Below are 26,102 nucleotides of genomic sequence, written 5' to 3'. Positions count from 1 at the left end.
GTCTATGCAGTCGCAATTCCGCCTTGCGGGAGAAGGCGCTTTTCGGCGCGGCGGCCATTCAGGGCCACACCGATGAAGGTGAAGCGCACCAGCAGATGATAGCTCACAAGCATCGGAGGAAGCGCGACGAGGAGAATGATCGCGAACTTGATCAACCCGGGCCAGTCGAGCTGCGACAGCGCGACCTGCAGCGCCATCACGATCGGCAGGTGGATCAGATAGAGCCAGTAGGATGCATCGGCGAGGTAGCGCCACGTCCGACTGAAGCCTGACATGAAGCGGAGGGCGAGGCCGAGGACCGCGAATGTGGACACCCAAATCGCCGCTGCATAGAGGATGGCGGAGATCAGCCCGAGCGTGGCGAAGCTGACCGGCAGTTTTGGCGCGACAGGCGATGACAGCATCACGCCTGATACCGCGAAGCTGACCAGGATCAGCGAGAGCGCGAGCAGGACATGTGTCAGCCAGCGTCGCTCGATGAGCCGCAGCAGACCGACCTGCCGATGCAGGAGCCAGCCGACGCCGAATGCGGTGCCGAAGCCGATCCAGGCCTGCGCATTGGTGACGAGCGATTGATCCGGCGTCCTCACGCCCATCACGTTGATCCATCGTGGGTCGAGGCAGAAGGCGATGCCGATCGGTATTGCCAGAACCAGGGGAGCCAGCGGATTTCGCATGATCCGCGCGAAGACACGGTCAAACACCATGCGCAGCGTCCCTGATACATCAAGCCAGACCATTGCACCGCGCAGCAGCAGCGTCGCGACATAAAGCTCCAGCAGCACATACAGAAACCAGAGGTGGGTCAGGGGGAACTTAGGCAATGCCGGCAGCCAGCCTGACGTGGGGTGGATCGGACCGCCATTTGGAAAGTGAGATGCCCAGATCACGATCAGAGCTATCGGCATGAACACGAGCGGCCAGCCGATCACCAACGGCAGGCCGATCCGCTGCAGCCTGTCCCTGACGAAGCCCCAGCTCCCCCGGCGGTGAAAGCTCATGCGGGCAAAGAAGCCGGCCATCAGGAAGAAGGTCGTCATCCGGAAGACGTGGATGGTAAAGGACAGCAGGCCCAGAGTAACGCTTGGATGGGTGTCCTGGATGATCCAGAACCGGGGCGAGGCCGGCACAAACGACAATGTCGCGTGCAGGACGATGCCGAGCAGCAGGGCGCCACCCCTGACTGCGTCGAGAGCATGGAGCCTCTCCGATACTGGGGCGGCGGCGGTCGAGTGGGACATGGATAGGCTCGTTCCGCTGGATGGGAGTTTATGCTTGGACCGTCTAACCAATCGGCGCAGGGCGTTCTCGCCTGATCCAAAAATCGGCTAGCCGATTTCGCGGCGTGGCTGGCTGAGTTCAGCGCTCTCGTGCCGGCTCAGCGCCTCGCGCCGGAATTCGGTCGGGGTCATGCCGGTTTCGGCCTTGAACGCGCGATTGAAAGGTCCGATCGACTGGAAGCCCGCATCCATGGCGATGGTCAGCACCGGGACATCCCGCTGCGTCACGTCGGACAGCGCCAGCCTGGCGTCCTCGATACGGTAGCGGTTGAGGAACGCATTGAAGTTGCGATAGCCCAGCCCTTCATTGATCGCCTGGCGCAGCCGATGCTCGGGAACATCGAGCCGCGCCGCAAGCGCTCCGATCGCAAGGCCTTCCTGGCGGTAGCTTCGCTCCACCGTCATCAGATGGTCGAGGCGCCGCAGCAGGATCGGGTCGACGACGACCCGCCCCGCGGCGGCGCGGTCGGCGGCCGGGGCTTGCCTCCCCGCCTCGCCGGATGCGATCGCGGCCGTGGCGTCATTGACGGCCATCGCCGGCGCGCTGAACAGGCCGATGCCGGCAAGCATGGCCACCACGAACAGCCCGAGCGCGGTCGGGAGACTGCCGGGCGCACCGGGAACCGCGACGGGAATTGCGGCGAAGCCGGCGACGCCGACGGTCGCGATGAGCACGACATTGATCGCAAGCATCGCCAGCCGCAGTCGGCGTCGCCGCGCGACCAGATCGGCTCGCCAGGTCTTGACCGTCTGAATCGCGGCGGCGAGGGCCAGCACCAAGGTGGTCAAAGCCAGGACTCGCCCGCCTGCGCCGGCCAAAGCGGGCCAGTTCGCCCAGCCCAGCGTGATCGCAAACCCGAAAGCCACGATGCTCAGCCACAGGGCGCCGTGCCAACGCCTCAGCACGAAATCGTCGTCGAACGCCGCGCGCGCCCACAGCCAGAAGACCGCAGGCTGCGCGGACAAGATCGGCAACACCCACCACCAAGCCGTTTTGGGGAGGTTGGGCGCCGTCGCGATCGCATAGAACATGCCTCCTGCGCACATCGCGATGCCCAGCAAAGCCTGTTGGCCGATCGCACGACGCAGCAAGGCCACGAGAACGATCAACAGGAACACGCCGCTCGCCGCGCCGCGAAGTCCTAGATCGATCGCCGACAGCCCTGTCGCGGTCACAGCTCGTATCCCCGTTCGATGCCAAATTGTCGCATCGCCTTCGCACGGGTACAACCCAAACTTGTGCTTGTGGATCTGGCGGGAGCCAGCATCGCAACTGGACGGATTGATCCAGATCAAGGCGTCAGTGGCCCTGCTGCATCTAAAGTGCGGCAAGGCAACGGCCCGGATGCCGTCCCAATCCCCACATTTCAGACGAGACCGAATATGTCGGCCCCTGACGACGCGACTTCGCGCGTGCGCCGTACGCGCATGGAGATTTTCGCTTTCCTGTTCCTGACCGCGATCGTGATGCCCGTCCTCGCGGTCGGAACGGTCGGCTCCTACGGGCTCGGCGTCTGGATCTACCAGATGTTCGCCGGCCCTCCCGGCCCGCCGCCCTCCCCGCATTGATCCCCCGAAAAGCGAAAGACAGGCATCATGGCCGAATCCAAACTCAACCGCCGCGCACTGATCACCGGTCGGGTGCTCAGCGCCGAGCGCGTCATCTCGCCGCCCGGTTGCGAAATCGCCAGCATCATCGTGCAGGCGCGCCCCGAGCGTCTGGACCAGCTGGAAGCCGCGATCACCGCCCTTGCCGGCTGCGAGATCCACGGCCGCGACCCGCGCGGCAAGCTCATCGTCGTGACCGAGGCGCCTGATTCCGGCAGCCTCGGCACCCTGCTCAACACCATCCAGTCGCTGCCCGACGTCTATTCCGCGGCGCTGGTCTTTCACGCCATCGAAACGGCTTAAGGCCGGGAGAGTCGTCATGACATCGCCAAAGCTCGACCGCCGCCAGATGCTGAAGCTCGAGGCCGCCGCCATCGCGGCCGCCGCTGCGGGCATGCCGGCACCGGCGCTCGCCGCGAACCTCGTCGCCGAGCGCGACGTCGCCGAACTGAAATGGGACAAGGCCGCCTGCCGCTTCTGCGGTACCGGCTGCTCCGTGATGGTTGCGACCAAGAACAATCGCGTCGTCGCCACCCACGGCGACATCAAGGCCGAGGTCAACCGCGGCCTCAACTGCGTCAAGGGCTACTTCCTCTCCAAGATCATGTACGGCCACGACCGCTTGACGCAGCCGATGCTGCGCAAGACGGCCGGAAAATACGACAAGAACGGCGAATTCACGCCCATCTCCTGGACCGAAGCCTTCGACATCATGGAGGTGAAGTGGAAGGAGGCGATCAAGAAGCGCGGGCCGAACGGCGTCGCGATGTTCGGCTCCGGCCAGTGGACGATCTGGGAGGGCTATGCGGCCGTGAAGCTGTTCAAGGCCGGCTTCCGCACCAACAATATCGATCCCAATGCGCGCCACTGCATGGCCTCCGCCGTGGCCGGCATGATGCGCACCTTCGGCATCGACGAGCCGGCCGGCTGCTATGACGACATCGAGGCCACCGACGCCTTCGTGCTGTGGGGCTCCAACATGGCGGAGATGCATCCGATCCTGTGGACCCGCCTTGCCGACCGCCGGCTCTCCGCGCCGCATGTTCGCGTCGCCGTGCTCTCGACCTTCGAGCACCGCTCGTTCGACCTCGCCGACATCGGCATGGTGTTCAAGCCGCAGACCGACCTCTACATCCTCAACGCCATCGCCAACCACATCATCAAGACCGGCCGGGTCAACAAGGACTTCGTTGCCGCGCATACCATCTTCAGGCGCGGCCAGACCGACATTGGCTATGGCTTGCGGCCCGAGCATCCGCTGCAGAAGAAGGCGACGGGCGCGGCGAAGGCCAATGATTCTACCGAGATGAGCTACGACGAGTACGTCAAGTTCGTCTCGGAGTACACGCTGGAGAAGGCGGCCGAGATGTCGGGCGTGCCGCTCAATCGCCTGGAGGCGCTGGCCGAGCTCTACGCCGACCCCAAGACCAAGGTGGTCTCGTTCTGGACCATGGGCTTCAACCAGCACACCCGCGGCGTCTGGTGCAACAATCTCGTCTACAACATCCATCTGTTGACCGGGAAGATCTCCTCGCCCGGCAACAGCCCGTTCTCGCTGACCGGCCAGCCCTCGGCCTGCGGCACCGCGCGCGAGGTCGGCACCTTCTCGCACCGCCTGCCGGCCGACATGGTCGTCACCAACAAGGAGCACCGCACCAAGGCCGAGCACATCTGGCTGCTGCCCGAGGGCACCATTCCCGACAAGCCCGGCGCGCACGCCGTGCTGCAAAGCCGGATGCTGAAGGACGGCCTGATCAACGCCTATTGGGTGCAGGTCAACAACAACCTCCAGGCTGGTCCCAACGCCAACGAGGAGACCTATCCGGGCTTCCGCAACCCCGACAATTTCATCGTGGTCTCGGACGCCTATCCCTCGGTCACCGCACTCGCCGCCGATTTGATCCTGCCGACCGCGATGTGGGTGGAGAAGGAAGGCGCCTACGGCAACGCCGAGCGGCGCACGCAGTTCTGGCACCAGCTCGTCCCTGCACCCGGCGAGTCCAAGTCCGACCTCTGGCAGCTCATGGAGTTCTCCAAGCGCTTCAAGATCGAGGAAGTGTGGCCGGAGGAGCTGATTGCCAAGAAGCCGGACGTGCGCGGCAAGACGCTGTTCGACGTGCTCTACAAGAATGGCCAGGTCGATAAATTCCCGACGTCGGAGATCGAGGAAGGCTACGCCAACGAGGAGTCCAAGGCGTTCGGCTTCTACGTGCAGAAGGGCCTGTTCGAGGAATACGCCGCGTTCGGCCGCGGCCACGGCCACGACCTCGCGCCGTTCGACGCCTATCACCGCGAGCGCGGCCTGCGCTGGCCCGTCGTCAACGGCCAGGAAACGAAATGGCGTTTCCGCGAAGGCAGCGACCCCTACGTCAAGCAGGGCACCGACGTGCAGTTCTACGGCTATCCCGACGGCAAGGCGCGCATCTTCGCCCTGCCTTACGAGCCGCCGGCGGAATCGCCCGACAACGAATATCCCTACTGGCTCTCCACCGGCCGCGTGCTGGAGCACTGGCATTCCGGCACCATGACGCGCCGGGTCCCCGAGCTCTACAAGGCCTTCCCCGAGGCCGTGTGCTTCATGCATCCTGACGACGCGCAGGAGGCGAAGATCCGCCGCGGCGACGAAGTGAAAGTGGTCTCCCGCCGCGGCTTCATCCGTGTCCGCGTCGAGACCCGCGGCCGCGATCGGCCGCCGCGTGGCCTCGTATTCGTGCCGTGGTTCGACGAATCCAAGCTGATCAACAAGGTGACGCTGGACGCCACCGATCCGATCTCGCTGCAAACTGATTACAAGAAGTGCGCCGTGCGCATCGAGCGGGTGAACGTGTCATGATGAAACGATTTGGAGTAGCGCTGCTCGCGGTCGTGATCGCGGCTGGCGCGAGCTCGCTGACCGCGCAGACGGTGACGTCAGGCCTGCGCGGCCCGACGCCGCTCAACGACGAAGGTCCGGCGCCGCCGATGCTGCCGAACCGCAACACCTCCGAAAGGGAAGTGCGCAACTATCCGGAGCAGCCGCCGGTGATCCCGCATGCGATCGACGGCTATCAGGTCGATCTCAACGGCAACAAGTGCCTGTCCTGCCATGCGCGGGCGCGCATCGCGGAATCGCAGGCGCCGATGGTCTCGATCACCCACTTCATGGATCGCGACGGCCAGTTCCTGGCTTCGATCTCGCCGCGCCGCTTCTTCTGCACGGAATGCCACGTGCCGCAGAACACCGCCAATCCGCCCGTCAGCAACGACTTCACCGACATCGACACGCTGCTGTCGCGCGCAAGCCCCGGTGGCCGCCGATGACGACGACCGCTGATGAGCCCGACGAAGGAATGAAGTCCAAACGCGGCTTCGTCGCGCGAAGCTGGGACTTCGCGCGCGAGCTCTGGCAGGTGCTGATCCGGCCGAGCTCGGTGTTCGGGCTCGGCGTGCTGGTGCTGGCGGGCTTCATGGCCGGCGTGATCTTCTGGGGCGGCTTCAACACCGCTCTGGAATTGACCAACACCGAAAAATTTTGCACCGGCTGCCACGAGATGAAGGACAACGTCTATGCCGAGCTGAAGTCGACCATCCACTTCGCCAATCGCTCCGGCGTGCGCGCGACCTGTCCGGACTGCCACGTGCCGCACAACTGGACCGACAAGATCGCCCGCAAGATGCAGGCCTCCAAGGAGGTCTGGGGCAAGATCTTCGGCACGATCGACACCCGCGAGAAATTCCAGGATCACCGGCTCGAGCTGGCGGCGCACGAATGGGCGCGCTTCAAGTCCAACGATTCGCTGGAATGCCGCAACTGCCACAGCGCCGATTCCATGGACATCACCAAGCAGTCGCCGCGGGCCTCGGTCGCCCACCAGCGCTTCCTCTTCACCAAGGAAAAGACCTGCATCGACTGCCACAAGGGCATCGCTCACCATCTGCCCGACATGCGCGGCGTTCCCGGCTGGCAGTAGGGCGCCCCGCCCGGCTTGAACCGGCGGTGCGAATGGTTAGTTTTGGGGCTGGCGAATCGCTCCGTTTCGCCCCCTCCTCAAGACAGACATGGCCACATTCACCCCGCATCAGGATGCCGCGCTCAAGGCCGTTGGCGATTGGCTCAAGGCCAAGCCCGGCCGCAACGGCACGCCGCCGGTGTTCCGCCTGTTCGGCTATGCCGGCACCGGCAAGACCACGCTGGCGCGGCACATCGCCGACGGCGTCGACGGCGAGGTGAAATTCGCCGCCTTCACCGGCAAGGCGGCGCTGGTCATGCGCAACAAGGGTTGCGACGAAGCCTCCACCATCCATTCGCTGATCTACCGCACCCGCGAATCCGGCGAGGAGCAGCCGAGCTTCGAGCTGTGGGACGACGCCCCGGCGTCCAAAGCCAAGCTGATCGTGATCGACGAATGCTCGATGGTCGATGCCGAATTGGGCCGCGACCTGATGTCGTTCGACTGCCCGCTGCTGGTGCTGGGCGATCCCGCGCAGTTGCCGCCGATCCAGGGCGGCGGCTTCTTCACCAATACCGAGCCGGACGCGATGCTGACCGAGGTGCACCGCCAGGCCCAGGACGATCCGATCGTGCGGATGTCGATGGACGTCCGCGAGGGACGCGAGCTCGACATAGGCCGCTACGGCGAGAGCGAGGTGGTGTCGCGCAAGGAGCTCGATCCTGATCGCGTCATGGCCGCCGACCAGGTCCTGGTCGGACGCAACAACACGCGGCGCGCGTACAATATGCGGGTGCGTCAGCGCCAGAACATCGAGGACGTCTTCCCCGTCGCCGGCGACAAGCTGGTCTGCCTGCGCAACAATCGCAAGAAGGGCCTGTTCAACGGCGGGCTGTGGCGCGTGAAGTCGCGCAGCACCTCGCGCTCGAAATCCCGCATTCTCAGCATGAGGCTGTCGCCGGACGAGGATCTCGGCCACAAGGTGACGAAGGTCTCGGTGCGCGCCGATTGCTTCGAGGGCGGCGTCGAGTCGATCGCCTGGGAGCAGCGCAAGCCCTATGACGAGTTCGACTACGGCTACGTGCTGACCGTGCACAAGTCGCAGGGCTCGCAATGGGACGACGTCGTGCTGTTCGACGAGAGCTTTGCGTTTCAGGAGAGCCGCGCGCGGTGGCTGTACACGGGCATCACGCGGGCGGCGAAGCGGCTGAGCATTGTGGTTTAGCCGTCGTCCCGGCGAAGGCCGGGACCCATACCGCGTCATCTATCCGTATTCGGCGGTCTTGGTACCGAGGAAGGTTCGATCACTGTCAGTCTTCGCCAAACCACGCCCTGTGGCTATGGATCCCGGCCTCTGCCGGGACGACACCTAATGTGAGGGGACGAAGGTGCGCCCCATAAGCAGCCTTCACTTCCCCGCGACGAAATAAAAATCCTCTCTTCCCGGCGGCGAGCCGTAGGAAAACGGCTGCTGCACGTGCTTGGTCACAAGCCAGACGTCGTCGCGGACGATGTCGAACAGTTTTCGGATCTCGACGCGCGGCATCTTGATTTCGCGGGCGAGCGCAGTGGCGAACGGACTGTCGGCGCCGCCGTCGCCGTCCATCGCGGTCTCGCCGTGCTTGGCGGCGTAGACCACCATGAAGCCGGCGCCGGGCTCGATGTTGGAAAAGCCCTTGTCCACCAGCTTGAGCGACAGCGTGCGCTGCATGGTCGGCGCGAACGGATTGTCGCGGCAGGCATCCAGCATGACCAGACGCACTTTTCGCGCAGCGCCCACCGCCGCGATCACCTGCTCCAGCGCAACCGCCTGGGTCTCGGCGTCCTTGTCGGCGGCGAGCTTGGCATCGACGGGAACGAGATAATTGACGCCGCCGATCTCGAACCCGTGGCCGGCGTAATAGACCACCGCCCAATCGGCCTTCTCTGCCTCGGCCGCAAACGTCTGCAACGCTTCGAAGAACTTGTCGCGGGTGAGGTCGCTGACGGATATCACGGTCTGAAAGCCGACATCGCGTAGCGCGGCTGCGATCATTTTCGAGTCGCGTGGCGGATTGGGCAAGGCGTGGACGTTCTTGTAGGCGCCGTTCCCGATCACAAGCGCCACACGGCGCCCCGTTGATCCGGCCGGCGCCTGCGGGGTCAGTGCGGCCAATCGCTCCTGCGCGATCGCGCGGGCACGCGCGACGTCGAGCTCGTCGAACTTCGTCAGCGAATAGGCCGCCGCACGATAGTCGGCACGAGCCTGGGCGAGGTCCTTCTTGCGCTCGTAGATCTGGCCGCGACCCGAATGTGCCCGGACATTGTTCGGGTTGATCTGGATCGCAATGTTGTAGTCCTTCAGCGCAGCGTCGAGATCGCCCTTCAGCATGTTGACGTCGGCGCGATTGTTGATCGCGTACACGTTCTTCGGTTGCTTCTCGATCAGGCCGTTGCAGTCGGCGAAGGCCTGGTCGTACTTGCCCATCATGCCGTAGGTGATGCAGCGGTTGGCGGTGATCTGCTGCGCGCCCGGTTCGATCTTCTCTGCCTCCGCGAAATCGGCGATCGCGCCGTCAAAATCCTGCATCAGCGTGCGCACGCGGGCGCGGTTGGTGTAGCCGAGCAGGAATTTTGGCGCGTATTTGATCGACAAGTTGAAATCGTCGAGCGCGCTTTGCAGCGCCCCCCGGCGCAACTGGATGATGCCGCGGTTGTTGTAGGGGACACCGTAGGTCGGGCGCTTCTGGAGCGCGAGGTTGTAGTCCGTCATCGCATGGTCGTCCTGGCCCGTCCGCTCATAGGCGAGGCCGCGCAAATTGAGCGTGACGACGTTGTCGGGATCGAGGTCGACGGCCATGGACAAGGTCTCGATGGCATGGACGTAGTCGCGCTTGTTGATCAGCGTATTGCCGCGCACGGAAAGCGCGACGGCCTTGTCCTTGCCGATGAGGCGGTCGGCGTTGAGCAAATTGTCGCAGGCTTGCGCCCTCGCCTGCGCATCCGCCTGGCGGTCGCGGCAAATGGCAAGGTCGTCGCCGGGTTTCGGATCGGCCGCCGCGATCGAGCTCCAGCCGGCCAGGATGGCGAGCACGGCGACGAGGGTCAGGGATACGACGCGCAGCATGTTGTCAGGTCAGCTCCAGCCATCATTCTTTAGGTCGATCACCGATCGCGCCGGTTCATCTAGCGCGGAGTTCCTATCCTCGCCAAGCCGGGCCGCTCCAGGCCGCGCGTTTCACAGACTCGTGTCCGTCCGGCCGTAACAATCGCCCGGCCGGCCCGTATCTCGAATGTCCGAAAATGCCGGGCAGGCTGTTCGCCCGGCCCCAACGGCCCTAGACTGTCAGACCTTCCGAAAGAGGATCGCCATGCGCCGACCTGCCATCCTGTCCCTGCTCGCCGCAACCACCGCCCTGACGCTGGCCTTTGCCGCGCCGACCCGGGCCGCAGAGGATGCGGTCGTGATCCCCGCTCCCGCCGTTGACGCGGCGCCCGCAAGCGGGATCCAGACCGCCGTGATCGCCGGCGGCTGCTTCTGGGGCGTGCAGGGCGTGTTCCAGCACACCGCAGGCGTCGTCAACGCGGTCTCCGGCTATGCCGGCGGCACCAAGGCGACGGCCGACTACCAGACCGTCTCAAGCGGCCGGACCGGCCACGCGGAATCGGTCGAGATCAAATACGACCCGAAGAAGATCTCCTACGGCAAGATCCTGCAGATCTACTTCTCGGTGGCGCACGACCCGACCCAGCTCAACCGGCAGGGCCCCGACTCCGGCACGCAATATCGCTCGGCGATCTTCACCACCTCCGACGAGCAGAAGAAGGTGGCCGAGGCCTATATCACCCAGCTCAACGGCGCCAAGGTCTTCAATAAGCCGATCGCGACCAAGGTCGGCGCGCTGGAGGCGTTCTATCCGGCGGAGGCCTATCACCAGGATTATCTGACGCTGCACCCGAACCAGCCCTACATCGCCTACAACGATCTTCCGAAGGTCGAGAACCTGAAAAAGCTGTTCGCGGATAACTATATCGAGAAGCCGACACTGGTGAGCGCCAGCAAGGCCACCAACTGATCGCGAGATCACTGAAAACAAGATCATCAAAAAACGGGAGATCCATGCCCGATACCAAGACAAAAACCACGGACGACAAGGTCATCAAGAGCGAAGAGCAATGGCGCAGCGAGTTGTCGCCGATGCAATACGCAGTGCTGCGCGAGAAGGCGACCGAGCGTCCCTTCTCCGGCGAATATGAGCACGACCACCGCGCCGGCACCTATACCTGCGCCGGCTGCGGCAATGTGCTGTTCGAGTCCGACGCGAAGTTCGATTCCGGCTGCGGCTGGCCGAGCTTCACCCAGCCCGCCGTCGAGGGCCATATCGACGAGGAGCGGGACGTCAGCCACGGCATGGTCCGTACTGAGGTGCTGTGCGCTAAGTGCAGCGGCCATCTCGGCCATGTCTTCCCCGACGGCCCGGGGCCGACGGGCTTGCGTTACTGCATCAATTCCGCGGCGCTGAAGCTCGAACCCAAATAAACCTTGCGCGACGCCGGGTTCCGTCATGGAACCCGGCGGCACGATGTGCTTTTCTTACCTCGTGGTGCGGCCGGCCATGGCGTTGCCGCGGCCGCCAGGGAGGATGCCATGACGCTTGGGACCATCCTGATCATCCTGGTGATCATTTATCTCGTCGGCGGCCTGTCGGGCCGCGTTGGTGGCTACGGCTACGGAATGGGTCATTCCGGCATGGGGATCGGCGGCCTTGTCCTGGTGGTGCTGCTCGTGCTGCTGCTCCTTGGCAAGCTGTAAACCATTCAAGCCACTGACATTGTTGCCATTTTCGGCCCTGCGGAGCTGCCATGCGCGGATTCATCATCTCGCATCGCGGGGGTCGCAATTTTGTCAAAACGGGCTATATTAGAGGACGAAAATGACATGTGCGGCGCCCACTCAATCGTGGCCTCTGCCCGTCCCAACCCCACGCGCTTAAAGCCCCAGAGAGATCACGAGGTCTTTGACCATGCGTCCACTGCGTCCGTTCAACTTCAACACTTCCGCCGAACTCTTCCCCGCTGCGATCCGCAAGAAGAAGCGTGCAGGCTTCACCTATCGCCGGTTCGGCACCGCGGCCGAAGCCGTGCAGTTCGCGATGGAGCAGTTGCCGACGGATTCGCTGAACGGCGCCTATCTCCAGGTCGAGGAAGCGCGCTTCGATCAGAACGGTATCCGCTCGCTTTATGAGAGCGAAGCCTTCCCGCTGCCCCGTCACCGCAAGCCGGTGGAAGCCAGCACCGACGCTGCCGACGCGGCGTAAGTTTTCGCTCCGATGTGCGCTGAGAGCGCGACGGCCGAAAGGCTGTCGCGCTTTTTGCGTTTTGGGGCGCGTCAGATGCGCGGCTGCTTGTCGAGCCAGCGGCGGAGCAGACGCACGTTGCGCATGTTGGCACGGAACATGACGTCAAAGGCGTCGCCCGCGAACGGCACGATGCCGACGACGCCGTCGAGGGCGACATTGCCGAGCATGCGCGCGGTGATGTACCAGGGCGCCCCGAGCGCCCTCGCCTCTCGCACCAGCCAGAGCGAGATCGCGGTGGTGATGATGTCGCCGACGACGGGGATCAGTCCGATCAAGCCGTCGATGCCATAGCGGATATTGGTTCCGGGCAGCACGAAGGCGACGTCGAGCAGCTTTGCGATCGCCTCGATCCGCGCGATCCGCTGCTCGCGCGTCAGATTGCCGAACGGGTTGCCGGCGAAGGGACTGTCCTTCCCGAATTCGAAACGAAATTCGCGAAAGCCCTGCTCAAGCGTTTCGGGCCGGATCTCGTGACCATCCTGATCGATGATCGGCCCACGCCCCTCGGTGCCCGAAGAGGCCGGACCCGGGCGGCTTCCCGAACGGGAGCGACGCGGAGCAAGAATATCGTCATCGGACATGGTCATGGCCTGTAGGGAACGCGCCAGCGCGGCGGAGGTTGCTGCGGCGTGATCGAAGGTCGCGCCCTCAAGTCTGTGCTGCCGCCGGCTGCGGCTCCGCGACATATCTATGCACGAGCCAGGATGAAATCACCGCCGGCACGAACCCGACGAGGCCGTACAGGATGAACTGCACCGCGCCCGAGTCCGGACCGCGCGAGCTGTAGGTCAGCGAGGCCAAGATGAAGGCGAACACGCCGACCAGCAGCATCCGCAGCACCGGGCCGATCCGGCGGATGTGGACCAGGATATCGTCGACTGCACCGATCATCAGCGAGGGCAGGAAGCCGAACAGATAACTGTATTGCAGGGATTTGAAGAACACCGCGAACAGCTTGCCGACCTCAGCGAGACTGGTCTGGGTCCAATAGCCGGACTGATAGGTCGTCGTCAGCAGCAGCAGGAACCCGCCCACGAACGGGCCGACCAGCGCAAACACGAGATAGCGTTTCATCAGGCACCCTCATCCTTCGCCCCGTTATAGCAGCGCCGCGGGAACCTTGAATAGCGGGGGGACGGGCTCTGCGCTGGGAACAAGCGGCATAGCGACGAGTTCAGACAGGACTTGAAACTCACCTGTCAGATTTGGAGCCGCCGATGTCCCGCAAACTGTTCTTCCTGGCGACGATCGCACTGACGGCCGTGAGCGGCCTGTCGAACGCGCCCGCCCTCGCACAAGGCCATATGGGTTCACCGCAGGAGCAGAAGGCCTGTTCGCGGGACGCCTCGCGCTTCTGCCGCAAGGACCTCGGCAACGACATGGCGGTGCAAGGCTGCTTGCAAGCCAACAGGGCCAAGCTGTCGCGGTCTTGCAGCAAGGTGTTTCAGAGCCACGGCATGTGAGGACCGGAACCATCCCCGGCGAACGGAGAGTGAAGCCATGTTGCGCGACGAACAGCTCTCGATCCTGAGGGACATCAGCCAATCCATCGCCTTTGCCGACGACCGGCACGGCAAGATAGGCGAGCTGATCGCCGACGGTTACGTGATGAAGGACGGCGATCTGTTCGAGCTCACGGCAAAGGGCGTTACGGCGGTCGAGGAGCACGCGGCGCTTGGCGCAAGCGATGCGGAACAAGCGAGCGTATCGTCCGATCGATTGATCTGATCGCACGCGAGTCGCATTGTGCGTGACGTGCGCGCAACAATTGCGAATTCCTTTTCGCCTGCCATTGCGGCCGCGTGACAATGGCGCATACTTGATTCGGGCGGCGCAGCACTTTTCGATTCGAACATCACGAGAGATCGAGCGACCACATGCGGGATTGAGGTCCCGGCGTGAAGGCTGTGACATGCGGCAGGTCAAGCCGCGTGCGGCGCCCCAAAACCAAGTGGCTCAACCCACGGAACTCGGGGACGCATTCCGCATGACACGCTACCAGACCATCGCAACTCTCTTCGCCGTCACAACCGCAGCCATCGCATTCCAGACATCGCCCGGCCTTTCCTTCTCGTCCGAAGCGCAGCAGATGTGCTCCGGCGATGCCATGCGGCTGTGCTCCAGTGAGATCCCGGACATCCCCAGGATCAGGGCCTGCATGGTGCAGAAGAAAGCTCAGGTCAGCCCGGGCTGTCGCGCCGTGATGGACCGCGAGCACGCCGCCGCGACATCGCGCAAGCGGGAAGCGACGGCGCAGTAGAAGAGAGCGTAGCTGCGGCCATCCTTCGAGACGCCCGCCCAAGGGGCGGGCCCTCAGGATGAGGTCTCGTTTCGCGGAGAGATATCAAACCCACATGGTGAGGAGCCCGCCAAGGCGGGCGTCTCGAACCATGCGGGCCGAGGTCTAACGGAGCAGAGATCTAGTCGCCCCACTGCGCAAAGGCGTCGTTGAAGGCGCGCTCGCCAGGAGCGCCCTTCTCGATGGCGATGATGGCGCGGCGCTGGTTGGCGTAGACCAGGGGCACGTCGAACCAGGAGCGCTCCTTGAGGAGCTGGACGTTGCGGCTGCGGTCGGCATCGACGTTGGAGAGGCCGACCAGGAAGAAGCCGTCGGTGACCTTGACCGCGAGGCCTGCGAGCGGCGTGCCGCGTGCCTGCTCGTTCGACTTCATCAGGATGCCCGGCACGTTGGCGACGCCGCCGCCCGAAAAGTCCGCCGGCAGGACGAAGGTCAACTCCGCGGTGTGGCTCGCCGGCAGCGAGGAGTCGGTGTTGCGGCGGAACGACATCGTCATCTTGAACTTGCGGTCGGGGATCTCGATGTCGGCGCGCACGGCGACATCGGCCTTCTGGTTGCCCGACGCCTTGATCGGCTCGAGCCGCCACACCACCGAGCCGACATATTGCTTGCCCTTTGGATCGGACGGATCCTCGTCGTAGAGCACGACCTTCTGCGCCACCGGCGCGACCGGCTGGTCACTGGCCGAGGGCTGGCCGACGCGATCCGGAATCTTGGGCTTGCTCTGCGGCTGAGACGAATCCCTGGGCGCCTCCACCACCTGCGTCGGCGAAGACTTCAACAGGTTGGTCGCGGTCTGGACCAGCTGCTTGCCCCAGAGGATGCCGGCACCGACCAGGATCAGCACGATGCCGACGGCGATCGCGCTCTTGAACGGAAACACGGAGCCGGTGCGGGCGCGCTTCTTCTTGGGTTCGCGGTCGAGAACGGGGATGTGCGGACGTTGCGACGGCGGCTGCGACTGCGGCGCGTAGCGCTCGGCCTCTTCGATCGATTCGTCGTAGGAGTAGGGCGCGTCCGTCCCGGCGGCGCGATTTTCCAGGCTCGGCTCGAGCCGGTCGAATTCCGGCGAGGGCGAAGGTACGTTGGCGTAGGTGCGGCGCGCGGCGCGGTTGGCCTGCGCGGCGGCGCCGCCGAGATCGTTGGCGTCGGCCGTGATGTCGCGGAAGCCGCGCACGCCCGGTGCCGGCGGCAGCGGCGGCGGAGGTCCCATGTCCGGCGGGCGGCGCCCACCGGCGCGATCACGTCCGGCCTGCGGCGGCTCCGGCATCGACGGCGGTGCCGACGGACCCTGCGGCCGCGGCGCGTCGAAACGCGGAGCCCGCGGCGCACGTGGGGCGTCGCCCTGGTCATCGACGTTGAAGGAGGGCCGGTCGGCGCGCGGCGGCGGCGGCGCCGGACGGGCGCGCGGCGGGGCAGAAGTTTGGGGCGCGGGCGCGTTGCCCTCGGTGGCGCGGGTGCTGGCGCGGCGGAAGGCATCGCCGCTGCCGCTGCTGCGCGCGCCGCCACCGGGGCGCGAGGCCTCGCGGGCACGCTGGGCAGCCTCTGATTCGACCTTGCGGACGGCCTCTTCCAGCGAGAGCCGCTCGCGGGTGATCTCGGATTCGGAGAGCGGTGGCTGCACGCTGCGCAGTTGCGCGATCAGCGCCGTGCGCGCCCGCTCGTAGAGCGCGCGACGGCTCTCGCCGGGAGCATTGGGATCCAGGGCGGCAATAGCGCGGGCGATCAGCGGATAGTAATCAGCCATTTCTACTCAATTATACGCGCGTCCCGGTAAGAGATCGTTAAGCCTCAAACGGATTTTGTACCAGGATAGTATCCTCGCGTTCGGGGCTGGTGGAAAGCAGTGCGACCGGGCACCCCACCAATTCCTCGATCCGGCGGACATATTTGATCGCCTGGGCCGGCAGCTGGGCCCAGGACCGCGCATTGGCGGTCGGCTCCTTCCAGCCTTCGATGGTCTCGTAGATCGGCTCGACCCGGGCCTGGGCGCCTTCGCCCGCCGGGAAATGATCGATCTCCTTGCCGTCGAGCTTGTAGCCGGTGCAGACCTCGATCGTGTCGAAGCCGTCGAGAATGTCGAGCTTGGTCAGCGCCAGACCGTTGATGCCGCAGGTCCGGACCGCCTGGCGAACCAGAACAGCATCGAACCAGCCGCAGCGGCGGGGCCGTCCGGTATTGGTACCGAACTCGCGGCCGCGCTCGCCGATCTTGCGGCCGGTCGGGTTGTCCTGCTCGGTCGGGAACGGGCCCTGGCCGACGCGGGTCGTATAGGCCTTGCAGAGGCCGAGCACATAGCCGACCGCGGCGGGGCCAAGGCCCGAGCCGGTCGCCGCCTGCGCCGCCACCGTGTTGGACGAGGTGACGTAAGGATACGTGCCGTGATCGACGTCGAGCAGCGCGCCTTGCGCGCCCTCGAACAGCATGCGCTTGCCCTCGCGCCGCTTGATGTCGAGCAGCCGCCACACCGTCTCGGCATAGGGCAAGAGCTGCGGCGCCAGCGTGGTCAATTCCTTCAGGATCTCCTTGCCGTCGAACTCCGGCAGGCCGAGTCCGCGGCGCAATGCATTGTGATGCGCCAGCAGCCGGTCGATCTTGTGCGGCAGCGTGTCGAGATCGGCGAGGTCCATCAGGCGGATGGCGCGGCGGCCGACCTTGTCCTCGTAGGCCGGGCCGATGCCGCGGCGCGTGGTGCCGATCGCGGTTGCCGCGTTGGCAGATTCGCGATGCGCGTCGAGCTCGCGATGCAGCGGCAGGATCAGCGTGACGTTCTCGGCAACCCGCAGATTGTCCGGGCTGACCGCGACGCCCTGCGACCGCAGCTTGGTGACCTCGTCGAGGAAGGCGGCGGGATCGAACACCACGCCGTTGCCGATCACCGACAGCTTCTGCTCGCGCAGCACGCCCGAGGGCAGCAGCGCCAGCTTGTAGGTCTTGCCGTTGATCACCAGCGTGTGGCCGGCGTTATGGCCGCCCTGGAAACGGACGACGATGTCCGCCTGCTCCGACAACCAGTCGACGATCTTGCCCTTTCCTTCGTCGCCCCACTGGGCGCCGACGACGACAACATTGGCCATTCGCGGGTAATCCCTATGCAATCTGTTAGATGCGCCCAGCCCATTCACGGCCGGGGCCGCTCGAACGCGAGGCAGCCAACCGGATAAAGGATGCAGCCCCTCTAGGCAAGCAAGAACGGGACTTTTTCGAGGCCGCGAGCGTACTCCAAGCCTTTGATATCCCCTGAAAATCCAGAAACCTTCGCGGCGGGTGCAATGCTTCGGCCAAAGCGTGAGAGGCGGCTTCCGCCGCTGCATGGTCGCGATGCATCCGGCCCCCGTTGATGCAACCTCGATTTCCGTGTCTTTGAGAGGAGCCGGGCCTGAACCGGCCCGGGTGCCGCCGGGCTGGAGGCTTGGCGCATGACGCGGGGCCACAACAATCCAATGTCCGCCACCGACGAGACCACCGGCGCCGCCACGTCCGGCCACAACTGGATCGCCAACCAGCCTTATCTGCTGCTCAGCATCACCGCGCTGTGCTGGGCCGGCAATGCCATCGTCGGGCGGCTCGCCGCCGGTCACATCCCGCCGGTGACGCTGTCGTTCCTGCGCTGGTTCTTCGCCTTCCTGCTGGTGCTGCCGTTCGCCTGGAAACACCTGGCGCAGGACTGGCCCGCGATCCGCGGCAAGCTCGGCCTGATGGTCACGCTCTCGATTGCCGGCATCGGCGCCTTCAACACGCTGCAATATTGGGCGCTGGAGCATACGCAGGCGCTCAACACTCTCCTGTTGCAATCCGCCGCGCCGCTCGTCGTGGCGCTGTGGTCGCTCGCCATCCTCGGCGTGCGCCTCACCGCAGCGCAGGCCTTCGGCGTGCTGCTGTCGATGTGCGGCGTGCTGATCATCCTGCTGCATGGCGATTTCACCACGCTGTCGAACATCGATTTCAACAAGGGCGACCTCATCTTCGTCGTCGCGCTGATCATCTTCGCGCTCTATTCGGTGCTGACCTTGAAGCGGCCGCCGATGCACGGCCTGTCGTTCCTCGCCTTCACTTTCGGCTGCGGCGCTGCCTGTCTCATTCCGCTGGAGGTCTGGGAGTTGTCCGCGCGTCCTGTGATGAAGCTCGACGTGCCGAACCTCCTGACCCTGTTCTATGTCGCGGTGTTCCCCTCGACGCTCGCCTATCTCTGCTTCAATCGTGGCGTCCGGCTGATCGGCGCCAACCGCGCCGCGCCGTTCTTCCATGTCGTGCCGGTGTTCGGCTCGATCATGGCAATGGCGTTTCTGGGCGAGCACCCGCAGCCGTTCCACTTCATCGGCTTCGCGCTGGTGCTGGCCGGCGTGTTCGTGGCGTCACGGAAGCAGGCGAGCTAGGCTTGGGGCCCGGTTCGATCGGCTGCGATCAAGCGTTTGCCGACGGGTTCATCCACACCATCTCCCAAACATAGCCATCCGGGTCTTCAATGTGTCGGTTGTACATGAAGCCGAGATCCTGCGCCGGATTGGGATCGGCGCGACCGCCCGCAGCCACCGCGCGGGCCAGCGTTGCATCGACGGCATCGCGCTCGTCGAGCGTCAGAGCGAACATGGCCTGGCTGTGGCGCCGCGCGTCACCGATCTCGCGTTGGGTGAATTCACGATACTGGTCGTGGGTCAGCAGCATCACGCCGATCGCGTCCGTGAACATGAGCGAGGTCGAAATTGCTCCAGAGAATTGAGGATTCACGACGCCACCCAGCGCTACGTAGAATGCTGTCGATGCGGCGAGGTCGCGCACAGGCAGGTTGATCAGAATCATCTTGGACATTGCTTTTCCTTCGAAAGCGGCTGGAAGCCGCGCCAGGGTCTGACATTGGAAACAGAGAGCTCTCAACACTCCTCCTGAACTGCATTCAAATGTAGCGCGCGGCGCCCATGCAGAGCGCGGCGATGCCCAGCAGGCCCGCCGCCGCACGTTGGACGGCGGCGATACGTGCACGGAGGTCCTCCGGCTTGCCGGTGCCACGACGCAGGGCCACGAGCGCGCGGGGACCGATGACAGCCTGAATACCGGCCGCGAGCAGTGCGCAGACAGCACCGACCGCGAGCACCTGCTCGGTCTTGCCGAAGCTGTGGGAATGAACGAGATGCCCGAGATAGCCGCCGGTCAGGATGGCAATCGTCGCCGCGCCGAGTTGTGGAAAGACCAGTTGCTCACCGCCAACTCCGCCGATGCGGGCCAGCGCAAAGCTTGATCCCGCCCAGAACACGGACGACAACACATGAAGCGACAGGGCAATCACGAGGGCAATTTGCATGGCAAGCTCCGAACCGAATTCTAAATTGAATATACTATATGTATAGTCAATACGTCAACAGAATGGCAAGGCAATGCCGAAGCGCAATTATGTGAGCTCCGCGCGGGCTTCCGCGGCCGCGGCGACGCGCGAGCGCATCATCGCCGCCGGCGCACGGCTATTGCGCAAGGACGCGAGCATTTCGAGCTTCTCGCTCGACGTCGTCGCGAAGGCGGCCGGCGTCACGCGGTTGACCGTCTACAACCAGTTCGGATCGCGGCGGGGATTGCTGGAGGCCGTGTTCGACGACATCGCACACCAGGGCGGACTGTTCGAACTGGCCGAGGTCATGACAATGGCGGATCCGCGCGCCGCGCTCGACCGCGTCATCGAAATCTTCTGTACCTTCTGGGGGCGCGATCCCGCCATCGGCGGGCTCAACCAGGCCATCGCGACCGATCCGGAATTCGGCGAGGCGCTGATCGAGCGTAACGAGCGCCGCCGGGAACTGCTGACCGCGCTGCTGTCGCGGATCGTCGGCAAGCACGCAGCAAAGCGCGCCATGCGGGACACGGTCGATTTGATCTTCGTGCTGACGAGCTATCCGACGTTTGCGGTGTTGAGCCCGCAACGGCCGACGAAGGAGGTCTGCCGCCTGCTGCAGACGACGTGTCGCGCGATTGTGGACGGGCTGAAGTAAGCCGGCAGCAGGCGGCGCTAGTTCGTCTTGAACTTGCTGTACGCTTCGTTCGTCGCAATGATGGCGTGCTCGGCGCAAGCGTTGACGCGATGCGGATCGGCCTCGGTCTCGTAGGCCTCCGATGTCATCATGTCGAGAAAGGCCGCCAGCGACGGATAATAGACTAGCGCGACGAAATCCCAGTTGTTGCCGTCATGCGGGCCGAGCGCGACCGTCTTGGCGTCGCCGGTCCAGAGCAGCGTGCCGCCGCGCGCCTTGATCATCGGCACTGTGACCGCACTGTAGCGCAAATAGGCGTCCCAGCCGGAACCGTCGCCGTCGCCCGAGCGCGCGTGGAAGCGCATCAGGTTCAGCATCACCACCGGTGCATGCCGATCGAGCCGCTCCAGGCCGTCGATGTTCAACATATTAACCGCCAATGTGGCCTCCTCTGGTCATGCCTGCATTGTAGCATTGCGGCCGCGTGACTTGTGTCACGACGTAAATCCGGCGCAAGCTTGTACCAACGCAAATGACGATCGCCTCGCCCGCGCCACCGGCTTCCAATCCCGCCAGTTGGCTCAACAACCAGCCTTATCTGCTGCTCAGCCTGAGCTCACTGTTCTGGGCCGGCAACATCGTGCTCGCGCGCCACGTCGGCGCGCATGTGCCGCCGCTGACGGTGACCACGATCCGCTGGTTCGGCGTGTTCCTGATCCTCCTGCCGTTCGCCTGGCCGCACCTAAAGCGCGACTGGCCGAATCTGCGCAAGAGCCTGCCGCTGATGCTGTTCCTGTCGCTGGTGGGCTTTGCCTTCAACAACGCGATCTCGTACTGGGCGATGCAGTACACGGAGGCGCTGAACGCGCTGCTGATCCAGTCGGCCGGACCGCTGTTCGTGGCGCTGTGGTCGCTGGTGCTGTTCGGCGTGCGGCTGACCGGTGCGCAGCTCGCCGGCATCGGGATCTCGCTTCTCGGCGTGCTGATCATCATCCTGCGCGGCAATCTCGCCGCGCTCGCGAGCATCAGCTTCAACAGGGGCGACATCATGTTCGCCTCCTCGCTGGTGGCGTTCGGGATCTACTCTGCCTTCATCCCGCGGCGACCGAAGATCCACCAGCTCTCCTTTCTCTCCTTCACCACCTGCTGCGGCGCGACGATGCTGCTGCCGACTGCGATCTGGGAGGCCTGGAGTGGCCGCGTCCTGCAACCCGACGGGGTGACGCTGGCGTCGCTGGGCTACATCCTGATCTTTCCTTCGACGCTGGCTTATCTTTTCTTCAACCGGGGTGTGGCGCTGATCGGCCCGAACCGCGCCGCGCCGTTCTTCCATCTGGTGCCGGTGTTCGGCTCGGCGATGGCGATCCTGCTGCTCGGCGAAAAGATCCAGCCATTCCACCTGATCGGCTACCTGCTGGTGCTCGCCGGTGTCGTGATCGCCTCGCGCCAGGGCTCTGCGGTGAAGTAATTCCGCACCGCGAGACGAGGCGACAAACTCGCGCCTTTCGATTTCGACGAGGAGACGCTAGGTTCCCCGCCAACGAAAAAAGAGGGAACGACCAGACATGCTTTCAGCGTTGATCCGAAACCTGCGTGCCATCGGCACGGCCTCCCTTTGTCTCGCCGCCGCGTCCGCTGCGCAGGCCGACAATTATCCGAGCCGCAACATCACGCTGGTGCTGCCGTTCGCGGCCGGCAGCGGCACCGACACCACGACGCGGCTGATCTCGCAGCATTTGTCGCAGGCACTCGGCGTCGGCATCGTCATCGAGAACAAGGCGGGCGCCAACGGCATGATCGCCGCCACCTATGTCGCGCGCGCCGCGCCCGACGGCTACACGCTGCTGGTGACCACCAACACCACGCATTCGGCCAATCCCTATCTGCTCAAAAGCCTGACCTATGATCCGGTCAAGGACTTCACCCCGATCGCGCGCACCGGCGACCTGCCCTTCATGCTGGTGATCCACCCGGAGGTGCCGGCCAAGACGGTCGGCGAGCTCATTGCCTACGGCAAGGCTAATCCGGGCAAGCTGAGCTATGCCTCGGGCTCGTCCTCGGCGATCGTCTCTGGCGCGACGTTCGCGCACAATGCCGGGCTCGACCTCCTGCACGTGCCCTACAAGAGCTCGCCGCCCGCGCTCAACGACGTCATGGGCGGCCGCGTCTCGATGATGTTCGTGGACATCCTGACCGGCCTGCCGCATGTCCAGGGCAATGCGCTACGCGCGCTCGCCGTCACGACAAAGGACCGCTCGTCGCTGGTGCCGACCCTGCCCTCGATGCAGGAGGCCGGCGTGCCGGACTTCGACATCTCGTCGTGGCAGGGCTATTTCGGCCCCGCCGGCATGCCCAAGGAGATCGTGACGCGGCTCAACGCCGAGATCCGGAAGATCGTCGAGAAGCCGGAGATCAAGGCCCAGCTCGCCACCCTCGGCATGGACGCGTTTTCGGGCACGCCGGAGCAGCTCGGCACGTTCGTGAACGAACAGCTGGTGTTGTGGGAGAAGCTGATCCGCGAGGCGGGAATCGAGAAGCAGTAGTGCGGTCTCGTAGGGTGGGCAAAGCGAAGCGTGCCCACCGAGAAGTTACCGCGAACTCAAAAAGAAAAGGTGGGCACGACGCTTCGCGTCTTTGCCCACCCTACGCATTCAGTGCAAGAACTTACGCCGCGCGCATCTTGGCGAGGAAGCCGTCGACTGCGCTGCGCAGCGCGCCGGACTGGCTGTCGAGCTCGCGGGCGTTGTTGAGCACGTCGCTTGCCGCCGTGCCGGTGGCTTCCGCGGCCGAGGTGACGCTGCCGATATTGGCGTTGATCTCGTTCGATCCGGCCGCGACCGACTGAATGTTGCGCGCGATCTCGCGGGTCGCCTCGCCCTGCTGCTCGATCGACGCGGAAATGCCCGCGGTGATCTCGCTCATCTCGGCGATGGTCTGGGTGATGCCGCCGATCGCGGCGACCGCATCGCTGGTCGAGGTCTGCATCGCCGCGACCTGGGCGGAGATTTCCTCGGTCGCCTTGGCGGTCTGGTTGGCGAGCGCTTTGACCTCGGAAGCGACAACCGCGAAGCCGCGGCCGGACTCACCGGCACGCGCCGCCTCGATGGTGGCGTTCAGCGCGAGCAGATTGGTCTGTGCCGCGATCGAGTGGATCAACTTGACCACCTCGCCGATCTTCTCGGCGCCGGTGGAGAGCTCCTGCACCGTGGCATTGGTGCGCTCGGCGTCGTTGACGGCGCGGCTCGCCACTTCGGTCGAGCGGGTGACCTGGCGGGAGATTTCCGCAACCGAGCTCGACAGCTCTTCGGCAGCGGCGGCAACCGTGCCGACATTGCCAGACGCTCTCTGCGAGGCCGCGCCGACGGTCGCCGCACGCGAAGAGGCGTCGCTGGCGGTCGCGGTCATCGATTGAGCGGTGGCTTGCATGCCCGTCGCAGCCGAGGAGACCGAGCGGACGATGCCGTTGACGCTGCGTTCGAAGTCGCTGGCGATGCCCTCCATCGCGCTGCGACGTTCCGCCGCGACACGATCCTTCGCGTCGGCTTCGGTCTTCTCGAGGTCGCGGATGCGCAGTGCGTTGTCCTTGAATATCTGGACGGTCGACGCCATCGCGCCGACCTCGTCGCCACGGCCGACGCCGGGAATGTCACCCTCGAGCTTGCCCTCGGCGAGATCCTTCATGCGGGCGCCGAGCAGAACCAGCGGACCGCTGATGCTGCGGCCGAGCAGCCAGGCGACGCTTCCGGCGACGATGACGATGCCGAACATGGCGAGACCGAGCAGCCAGTAGACCGGGCCCATCTTTGCGTCGATGTCGTCGAGATAGGCGCCGGTGCCGAGATACATCTCGAGTTCGGGGACCGCCACCGCGTAGCCCATCTTCCGGATCAAGCCTTCCTGGCCCGGTTTCGCGTATTCATAGGTCAAAAGGATCGAACCGTTGGCCTTCGCGCCGTTCATCAGCTCCCAAGACAGTTTGCGGCCATTGGTCAGAACTTCCATGCGGTTGCTGCCGATCTGCTTCGGATCTGGCGCCAGCTGCGTGATACCGTCATAGGACGTTCCGAAGAGATAACCAGCGCCTTTGTCATAGGTCATCGCGTTGCCGTAGCGACGAAGATCAGCCATCGCGGCGTCCTTCGTCATCTCGCCCGCATCCACCCGCTTCTTCAGCGCCACCGCATAGTTGCGGCCCATGTCGACGATGGCCTTGGCCTGCTCGATGCGCGCGTTCACCATTTCCTGCTTCATCAGGTACCCGGAGAGGACCCCGGAAATGCACAAGCCGAACAAGGTGACGCCGACAAGGATGCCGAGCTTGGGGGCGATCTTCATATTGCTCAATTTCACGGGATGCTCCGGCAACGAAGGGATAAGGACGCGCGAGTGAATCGATCGAAATCAAATTAACTTTTAGGGGGTGACCCCTTAGCAAGCTGTTACGGGGCGCCCCGTAAAAGCCCGGAGAAGACGTCGAAGCAGTCGTATAAATCGCCTCAACGACAACCTGCAATTGTACGCGACGTCCCAGATTTCGCGTAAAAGACGCAAAGGCCCGCGCGAAGGCCGGGTCACAACAAGAAACCAAATCGGGAGCAGGACATGCCGAAATACAGGATCGTGACGCCGAAGGGCGCGAGCTTCACGGTCGCGAGCAGCGATTATTCCTACGAGCGCGAGGCTCTCGATCCGATCGACGCCGAGATCGTCGAGGCGCCGGCCGATGAGGCCGGGTTCATCGCCGCCGCGAAGACAGCGGACGCCATCTATGCCAAGGGCATCCCGATCACCAAGACCATCATCGACGCGCTGGAGAGCTGCAAGGTCATCACGCTCGGCTCGGTCGGCGTCGACAGCGTCGACATCAAAGCCGCAACCGCGCGCGGCATTCCCGTCACCAACATCCCCGACACCTTCATCGAGGAGGTCGCCGACCATGCCATGATGCTGCTGCTCGCAGGCTTCCGCCGGCTGGTCGAGCAGGACCGGATGGTGCGCAGCGGCCGCTGGGCGGAGGGCCGGCCGGCGTTGTCGAAGATTCCGCGGCTGATGGGCCAGACGCTCGGCTTCATCTCGTTCGGCCGCGTCGCGCGTGCAGTTGCGAAACGCGCAGCTCCGTTCGGCCTGCGGATGATGGCCTACGATCCGTTCATCCAGGAAACGCTGATGTCCGACCACGGCGTAATTCCGGCGACGCTGAACGAGGTGTTGTCGCAATCCGATTTCGTCTCGATGCACGCCCCCGCCCGGCCCGAGGTGCATCACATGCTCACCGAGAAGCACTTCCGGCAGATGAAGAAGGGCTCGGTCTTCATCAACACAGGCCGCGGCGCCACCGTGGACGAGGAAAGCCTGATCAAGGCGCTTCAGGAGGGCTGGATCGCCCATGCCGCCCTCGACGTGCTGGAGAAAGAGCCGCCCTCGCACAATAATCCCATCCTCAGCATGGACAATGTGACCCTGACCGCCCATGTCGCCTCCGCCTCGGCACGGTTTGACGAGGCGCGCAAGCGCCGGGTGGGCTACGAATTGTCACTGGTGCTTCAGGGCATGTGGCCGGTAAGCTGCGTCAATCCGTCGGTGCTGCAAGACACCGCGCTCCGCCGCTGGCAGCCTGTCAGCATGGACCGCGGCCCGAACAGCTAGGCGGGACGGCCGCGAAGGCGCGCCGGCAACCGGAAAGACCCTTC

General features: G+C 64.6%; 29 protein-coding genes. 18 read left to right on the top strand and 11 right to left on the bottom strand.

Going from position 1 to position 26,102, the window contains the following annotated elements:
- Positions 1-2: 2 nt before the first annotated feature.
- Together IVB48_RS17360 and IVB48_RS17355 are read right to left on the bottom strand one after the other, a co-directional pair.
- Complete coding sequence (locus IVB48_RS17360; RefSeq protein WP_247401152.1) at positions 3-1,241, bottom strand: acyltransferase family protein; 1,239 nt, start codon at positions 1,239-1,241, stop codon at positions 3-5.
- Positions 1,242-1,328: 87 nt separating this feature from the next.
- Entirely contained in the window at positions 1,329-2,456 is a 1,128-nt protein-coding gene (locus IVB48_RS17355; protein ID WP_247402991.1) for a helix-turn-helix domain-containing protein, read from the bottom strand.
- A 207-nt stretch (positions 2,457-2,663) separates the two neighbouring features.
- On the opposite strand from IVB48_RS17355, the gene napE reads away from it, so the two are divergent.
- From napE to IVB48_RS17325, 6 genes are all read left to right on the top strand, one after another.
- Positions 2,664-2,849 carry a periplasmic nitrate reductase, NapE protein gene (gene napE / locus IVB48_RS17350; RefSeq protein WP_247401151.1) on the top strand — a complete coding sequence of 62 codons (186 nt, stop codon included), beginning with the start codon at positions 2,664-2,666 and terminating at the stop codon, positions 2,847-2,849.
- A gap of 27 nt (positions 2,850-2,876) precedes the next feature.
- On the top strand, positions 2,877-3,191 hold the full coding sequence (locus tag IVB48_RS17345) for a chaperone NapD (protein ID WP_027570415.1): 315 nt from the start codon (positions 2,877-2,879) through the stop codon (positions 3,189-3,191).
- A 16-nt stretch (positions 3,192-3,207) separates the two neighbouring features.
- On the top strand, positions 3,208-5,721 hold the full coding sequence (gene napA / locus IVB48_RS17340; protein WP_247401149.1) for a nitrate reductase catalytic subunit NapA: 2,514 nt from the start codon (positions 3,208-3,210) through the stop codon (positions 5,719-5,721).
- The gene (locus tag IVB48_RS17335) at positions 5,718-6,188 is read left to right on the top strand and encodes a nitrate reductase cytochrome c-type subunit (RefSeq protein WP_027570413.1); all 471 of its coding nucleotides are present in this window, start codon (positions 5,718-5,720) and stop codon (positions 6,186-6,188) included. Before napA ends, IVB48_RS17335 begins: the two co-directional genes overlap by 4 nt.
- A complete protein-coding gene (locus tag IVB48_RS17330) occupies positions 6,185-6,838 on the top strand; it encodes a NapC/NirT family cytochrome c (RefSeq protein WP_247401147.1) in 654 nt (217 codons plus the stop codon). Before IVB48_RS17335 ends, IVB48_RS17330 begins: the two co-directional genes overlap by 4 nt.
- Positions 6,839-6,926: 88 nt before the next feature.
- Positions 6,927-8,042 (top strand): ATP-dependent RecD-like DNA helicase, encoded by a 1,116-nt coding sequence (locus IVB48_RS17325; RefSeq protein ID WP_247401145.1) that lies wholly within the window; start codon positions 6,927-6,929, stop codon positions 8,040-8,042.
- A gap of 183 nt (positions 8,043-8,225) precedes the next feature.
- Here IVB48_RS17325 and IVB48_RS17320 read toward each other — a convergent pair whose 3' ends face one another.
- Positions 8,226-9,923, bottom strand: coding sequence for a caspase family protein (locus tag IVB48_RS17320; RefSeq protein ID WP_247401143.1), 1,698 nt, complete (start codon positions 9,921-9,923; stop codon positions 8,226-8,228).
- Between the two features lie 244 nt (positions 9,924-10,167).
- On the opposite strand from IVB48_RS17320, the gene msrA reads away from it, so the two are divergent.
- The 4 genes from msrA (at position 10,168) to IVB48_RS17300 (ending at position 12,114) form a co-directional block, all read left to right on the top strand.
- Complete coding sequence (msrA, locus tag IVB48_RS17315; protein ID WP_247287667.1) at positions 10,168-10,872, top strand: peptide-methionine (S)-S-oxide reductase MsrA; 705 nt, start codon at positions 10,168-10,170, stop codon at positions 10,870-10,872.
- 44 nt (positions 10,873-10,916) lie between these two features.
- Positions 10,917-11,336: a peptide-methionine (R)-S-oxide reductase MsrB gene (msrB, locus tag IVB48_RS17310; RefSeq protein ID WP_027570408.1), complete on the top strand. Its 420-nt coding sequence runs from the start codon at positions 10,917-10,919 to the stop codon at positions 11,334-11,336.
- A 108-nt stretch (positions 11,337-11,444) separates the two neighbouring features.
- On the top strand, positions 11,445-11,609 hold the full coding sequence (locus IVB48_RS17305) for a DUF3309 family protein (protein ID WP_081747975.1): 165 nt from the start codon (positions 11,445-11,447) through the stop codon (positions 11,607-11,609).
- Between the two features lie 211 nt (positions 11,610-11,820).
- The gene (locus IVB48_RS17300) at positions 11,821-12,114 is read left to right on the top strand and encodes a hypothetical protein (protein WP_007596188.1); all 294 of its coding nucleotides are present in this window, start codon (positions 11,821-11,823) and stop codon (positions 12,112-12,114) included.
- Between the two features lie 71 nt (positions 12,115-12,185).
- On the opposite strand, the gene IVB48_RS17295 is transcribed toward IVB48_RS17300, so the two are convergent.
- Complete coding sequence (locus IVB48_RS17295; RefSeq protein ID WP_247287665.1) at positions 12,186-12,743, bottom strand: DUF4112 domain-containing protein; 558 nt, start codon at positions 12,741-12,743, stop codon at positions 12,186-12,188.
- A gap of 61 nt (positions 12,744-12,804) precedes the next feature.
- Positions 12,805-13,230 (bottom strand): DUF5413 family protein, encoded by a 426-nt coding sequence (locus tag IVB48_RS17290; RefSeq protein ID WP_027519939.1) that lies wholly within the window; start codon positions 13,228-13,230, stop codon positions 12,805-12,807.
- A gap of 143 nt (positions 13,231-13,373) precedes the next feature.
- Here IVB48_RS17290 and IVB48_RS17285 point away from each other — a divergent pair, with 143 nt between their 5' ends.
- The 3 genes from IVB48_RS17285 to IVB48_RS17275 all read left to right on the top strand — a co-directional run bounded on the left by IVB48_RS17285 (position 13,374) and on the right by IVB48_RS17275 (position 14,416).
- Positions 13,374-13,619, top strand: a complete 246-nt coding sequence (locus IVB48_RS17285) for a hypothetical protein (RefSeq protein WP_247358309.1) — start codon at positions 13,374-13,376, stop codon at positions 13,617-13,619.
- A gap of 37 nt (positions 13,620-13,656) precedes the next feature.
- Complete coding sequence (locus IVB48_RS17280) at positions 13,657-13,884, top strand: hypothetical protein (RefSeq protein ID WP_007614124.1); 228 nt, start codon at positions 13,657-13,659, stop codon at positions 13,882-13,884.
- A gap of 259 nt (positions 13,885-14,143) precedes the next feature.
- Positions 14,144-14,416: a hypothetical protein gene (locus IVB48_RS17275; RefSeq protein WP_027519942.1), complete on the top strand. Its 273-nt coding sequence runs from the start codon at positions 14,144-14,146 to the stop codon at positions 14,414-14,416.
- 160 nt (positions 14,417-14,576) lie between these two features.
- Here the strand turns inward: IVB48_RS17275 and IVB48_RS17270 are convergent, their stop codons facing one another.
- Both IVB48_RS17270 and IVB48_RS17265 read right to left on the bottom strand, forming a co-directional pair.
- Positions 14,577-16,202 (bottom strand): hypothetical protein, encoded by a 1,626-nt coding sequence (locus IVB48_RS17270; protein WP_247401142.1) that lies wholly within the window; start codon positions 16,200-16,202, stop codon positions 14,577-14,579.
- A gap of 37 nt (positions 16,203-16,239) precedes the next feature.
- Positions 16,240-17,532: an adenylosuccinate synthase gene (locus IVB48_RS17265; protein ID WP_247401139.1), complete on the bottom strand. Its 1,293-nt coding sequence runs from the start codon at positions 17,530-17,532 to the stop codon at positions 16,240-16,242.
- Positions 17,533-17,898: 366 nt separating this feature from the next.
- Here IVB48_RS17265 and IVB48_RS17260 point away from each other — a divergent pair, with 366 nt between their 5' ends.
- Positions 17,899-18,831: a DMT family transporter gene (locus IVB48_RS17260; protein ID WP_247402989.1), complete on the top strand. Its 933-nt coding sequence runs from the start codon at positions 17,899-17,901 to the stop codon at positions 18,829-18,831.
- Between the two features lie 28 nt (positions 18,832-18,859).
- Here IVB48_RS17260 and IVB48_RS17255 read toward each other — a convergent pair whose 3' ends face one another.
- The gene (locus IVB48_RS17255) at positions 18,860-19,264 is read right to left on the bottom strand and encodes a VOC family protein (RefSeq protein WP_027570402.1); all 405 of its coding nucleotides are present in this window, start codon (positions 19,262-19,264) and stop codon (positions 18,860-18,862) included.
- An 85-nt stretch (positions 19,265-19,349) separates the two neighbouring features.
- Positions 19,350-19,754, bottom strand: a complete 405-nt coding sequence (locus IVB48_RS17250; protein WP_247401136.1) for a hypothetical protein — start codon at positions 19,752-19,754, stop codon at positions 19,350-19,352.
- Between the two features lie 73 nt (positions 19,755-19,827).
- Between IVB48_RS17250 and IVB48_RS17245 the strand changes: the two genes are divergently transcribed.
- Positions 19,828-20,433, top strand: coding sequence for a TetR/AcrR family transcriptional regulator (locus IVB48_RS17245; RefSeq protein WP_247401134.1), 606 nt, complete (start codon positions 19,828-19,830; stop codon positions 20,431-20,433).
- Positions 20,434-20,450: 17 nt separating this feature from the next.
- Here IVB48_RS17245 and IVB48_RS17240 read toward each other — a convergent pair whose 3' ends face one another.
- Positions 20,451-20,852, bottom strand: coding sequence for a DUF1330 domain-containing protein (locus IVB48_RS17240; protein ID WP_247401132.1), 402 nt, complete (start codon positions 20,850-20,852; stop codon positions 20,451-20,453).
- A gap of 92 nt (positions 20,853-20,944) precedes the next feature.
- Between IVB48_RS17240 and IVB48_RS17235 the strand changes: the two genes are divergently transcribed.
- Entirely contained in the window at positions 20,945-21,880 is a 936-nt protein-coding gene (locus IVB48_RS17235) for a DMT family transporter (RefSeq protein ID WP_247401130.1), read from the top strand.
- Positions 21,881-21,977: 97 nt separating this feature from the next.
- Positions 21,978-22,955: a tripartite tricarboxylate transporter substrate binding protein gene (locus IVB48_RS17230; protein ID WP_247401127.1), complete on the top strand. Its 978-nt coding sequence runs from the start codon at positions 21,978-21,980 to the stop codon at positions 22,953-22,955.
- A gap of 121 nt (positions 22,956-23,076) precedes the next feature.
- Here IVB48_RS17230 and IVB48_RS17225 read toward each other — a convergent pair whose 3' ends face one another.
- On the bottom strand, positions 23,077-24,762 hold the full coding sequence (locus IVB48_RS17225; protein WP_247287651.1) for a methyl-accepting chemotaxis protein: 1,686 nt from the start codon (positions 24,760-24,762) through the stop codon (positions 23,077-23,079).
- Between the two features lie 252 nt (positions 24,763-25,014).
- Here IVB48_RS17225 and IVB48_RS17220 point away from each other — a divergent pair, with 252 nt between their 5' ends.
- Positions 25,015-26,058, top strand: coding sequence for a C-terminal binding protein (locus IVB48_RS17220; RefSeq protein WP_247401124.1), 1,044 nt, complete (start codon positions 25,015-25,017; stop codon positions 26,056-26,058).
- Positions 26,059-26,102: the final 44 nt, after the last annotated feature.

The organism is Bradyrhizobium sp. 76 (genome assembly GCF_023073025.1).
Classification (GTDB): Bacteria; Pseudomonadota; Alphaproteobacteria; order Rhizobiales; family Xanthobacteraceae; genus Bradyrhizobium.
This window is presented reverse-complemented; position numbering and strand designations above follow the sequence as displayed.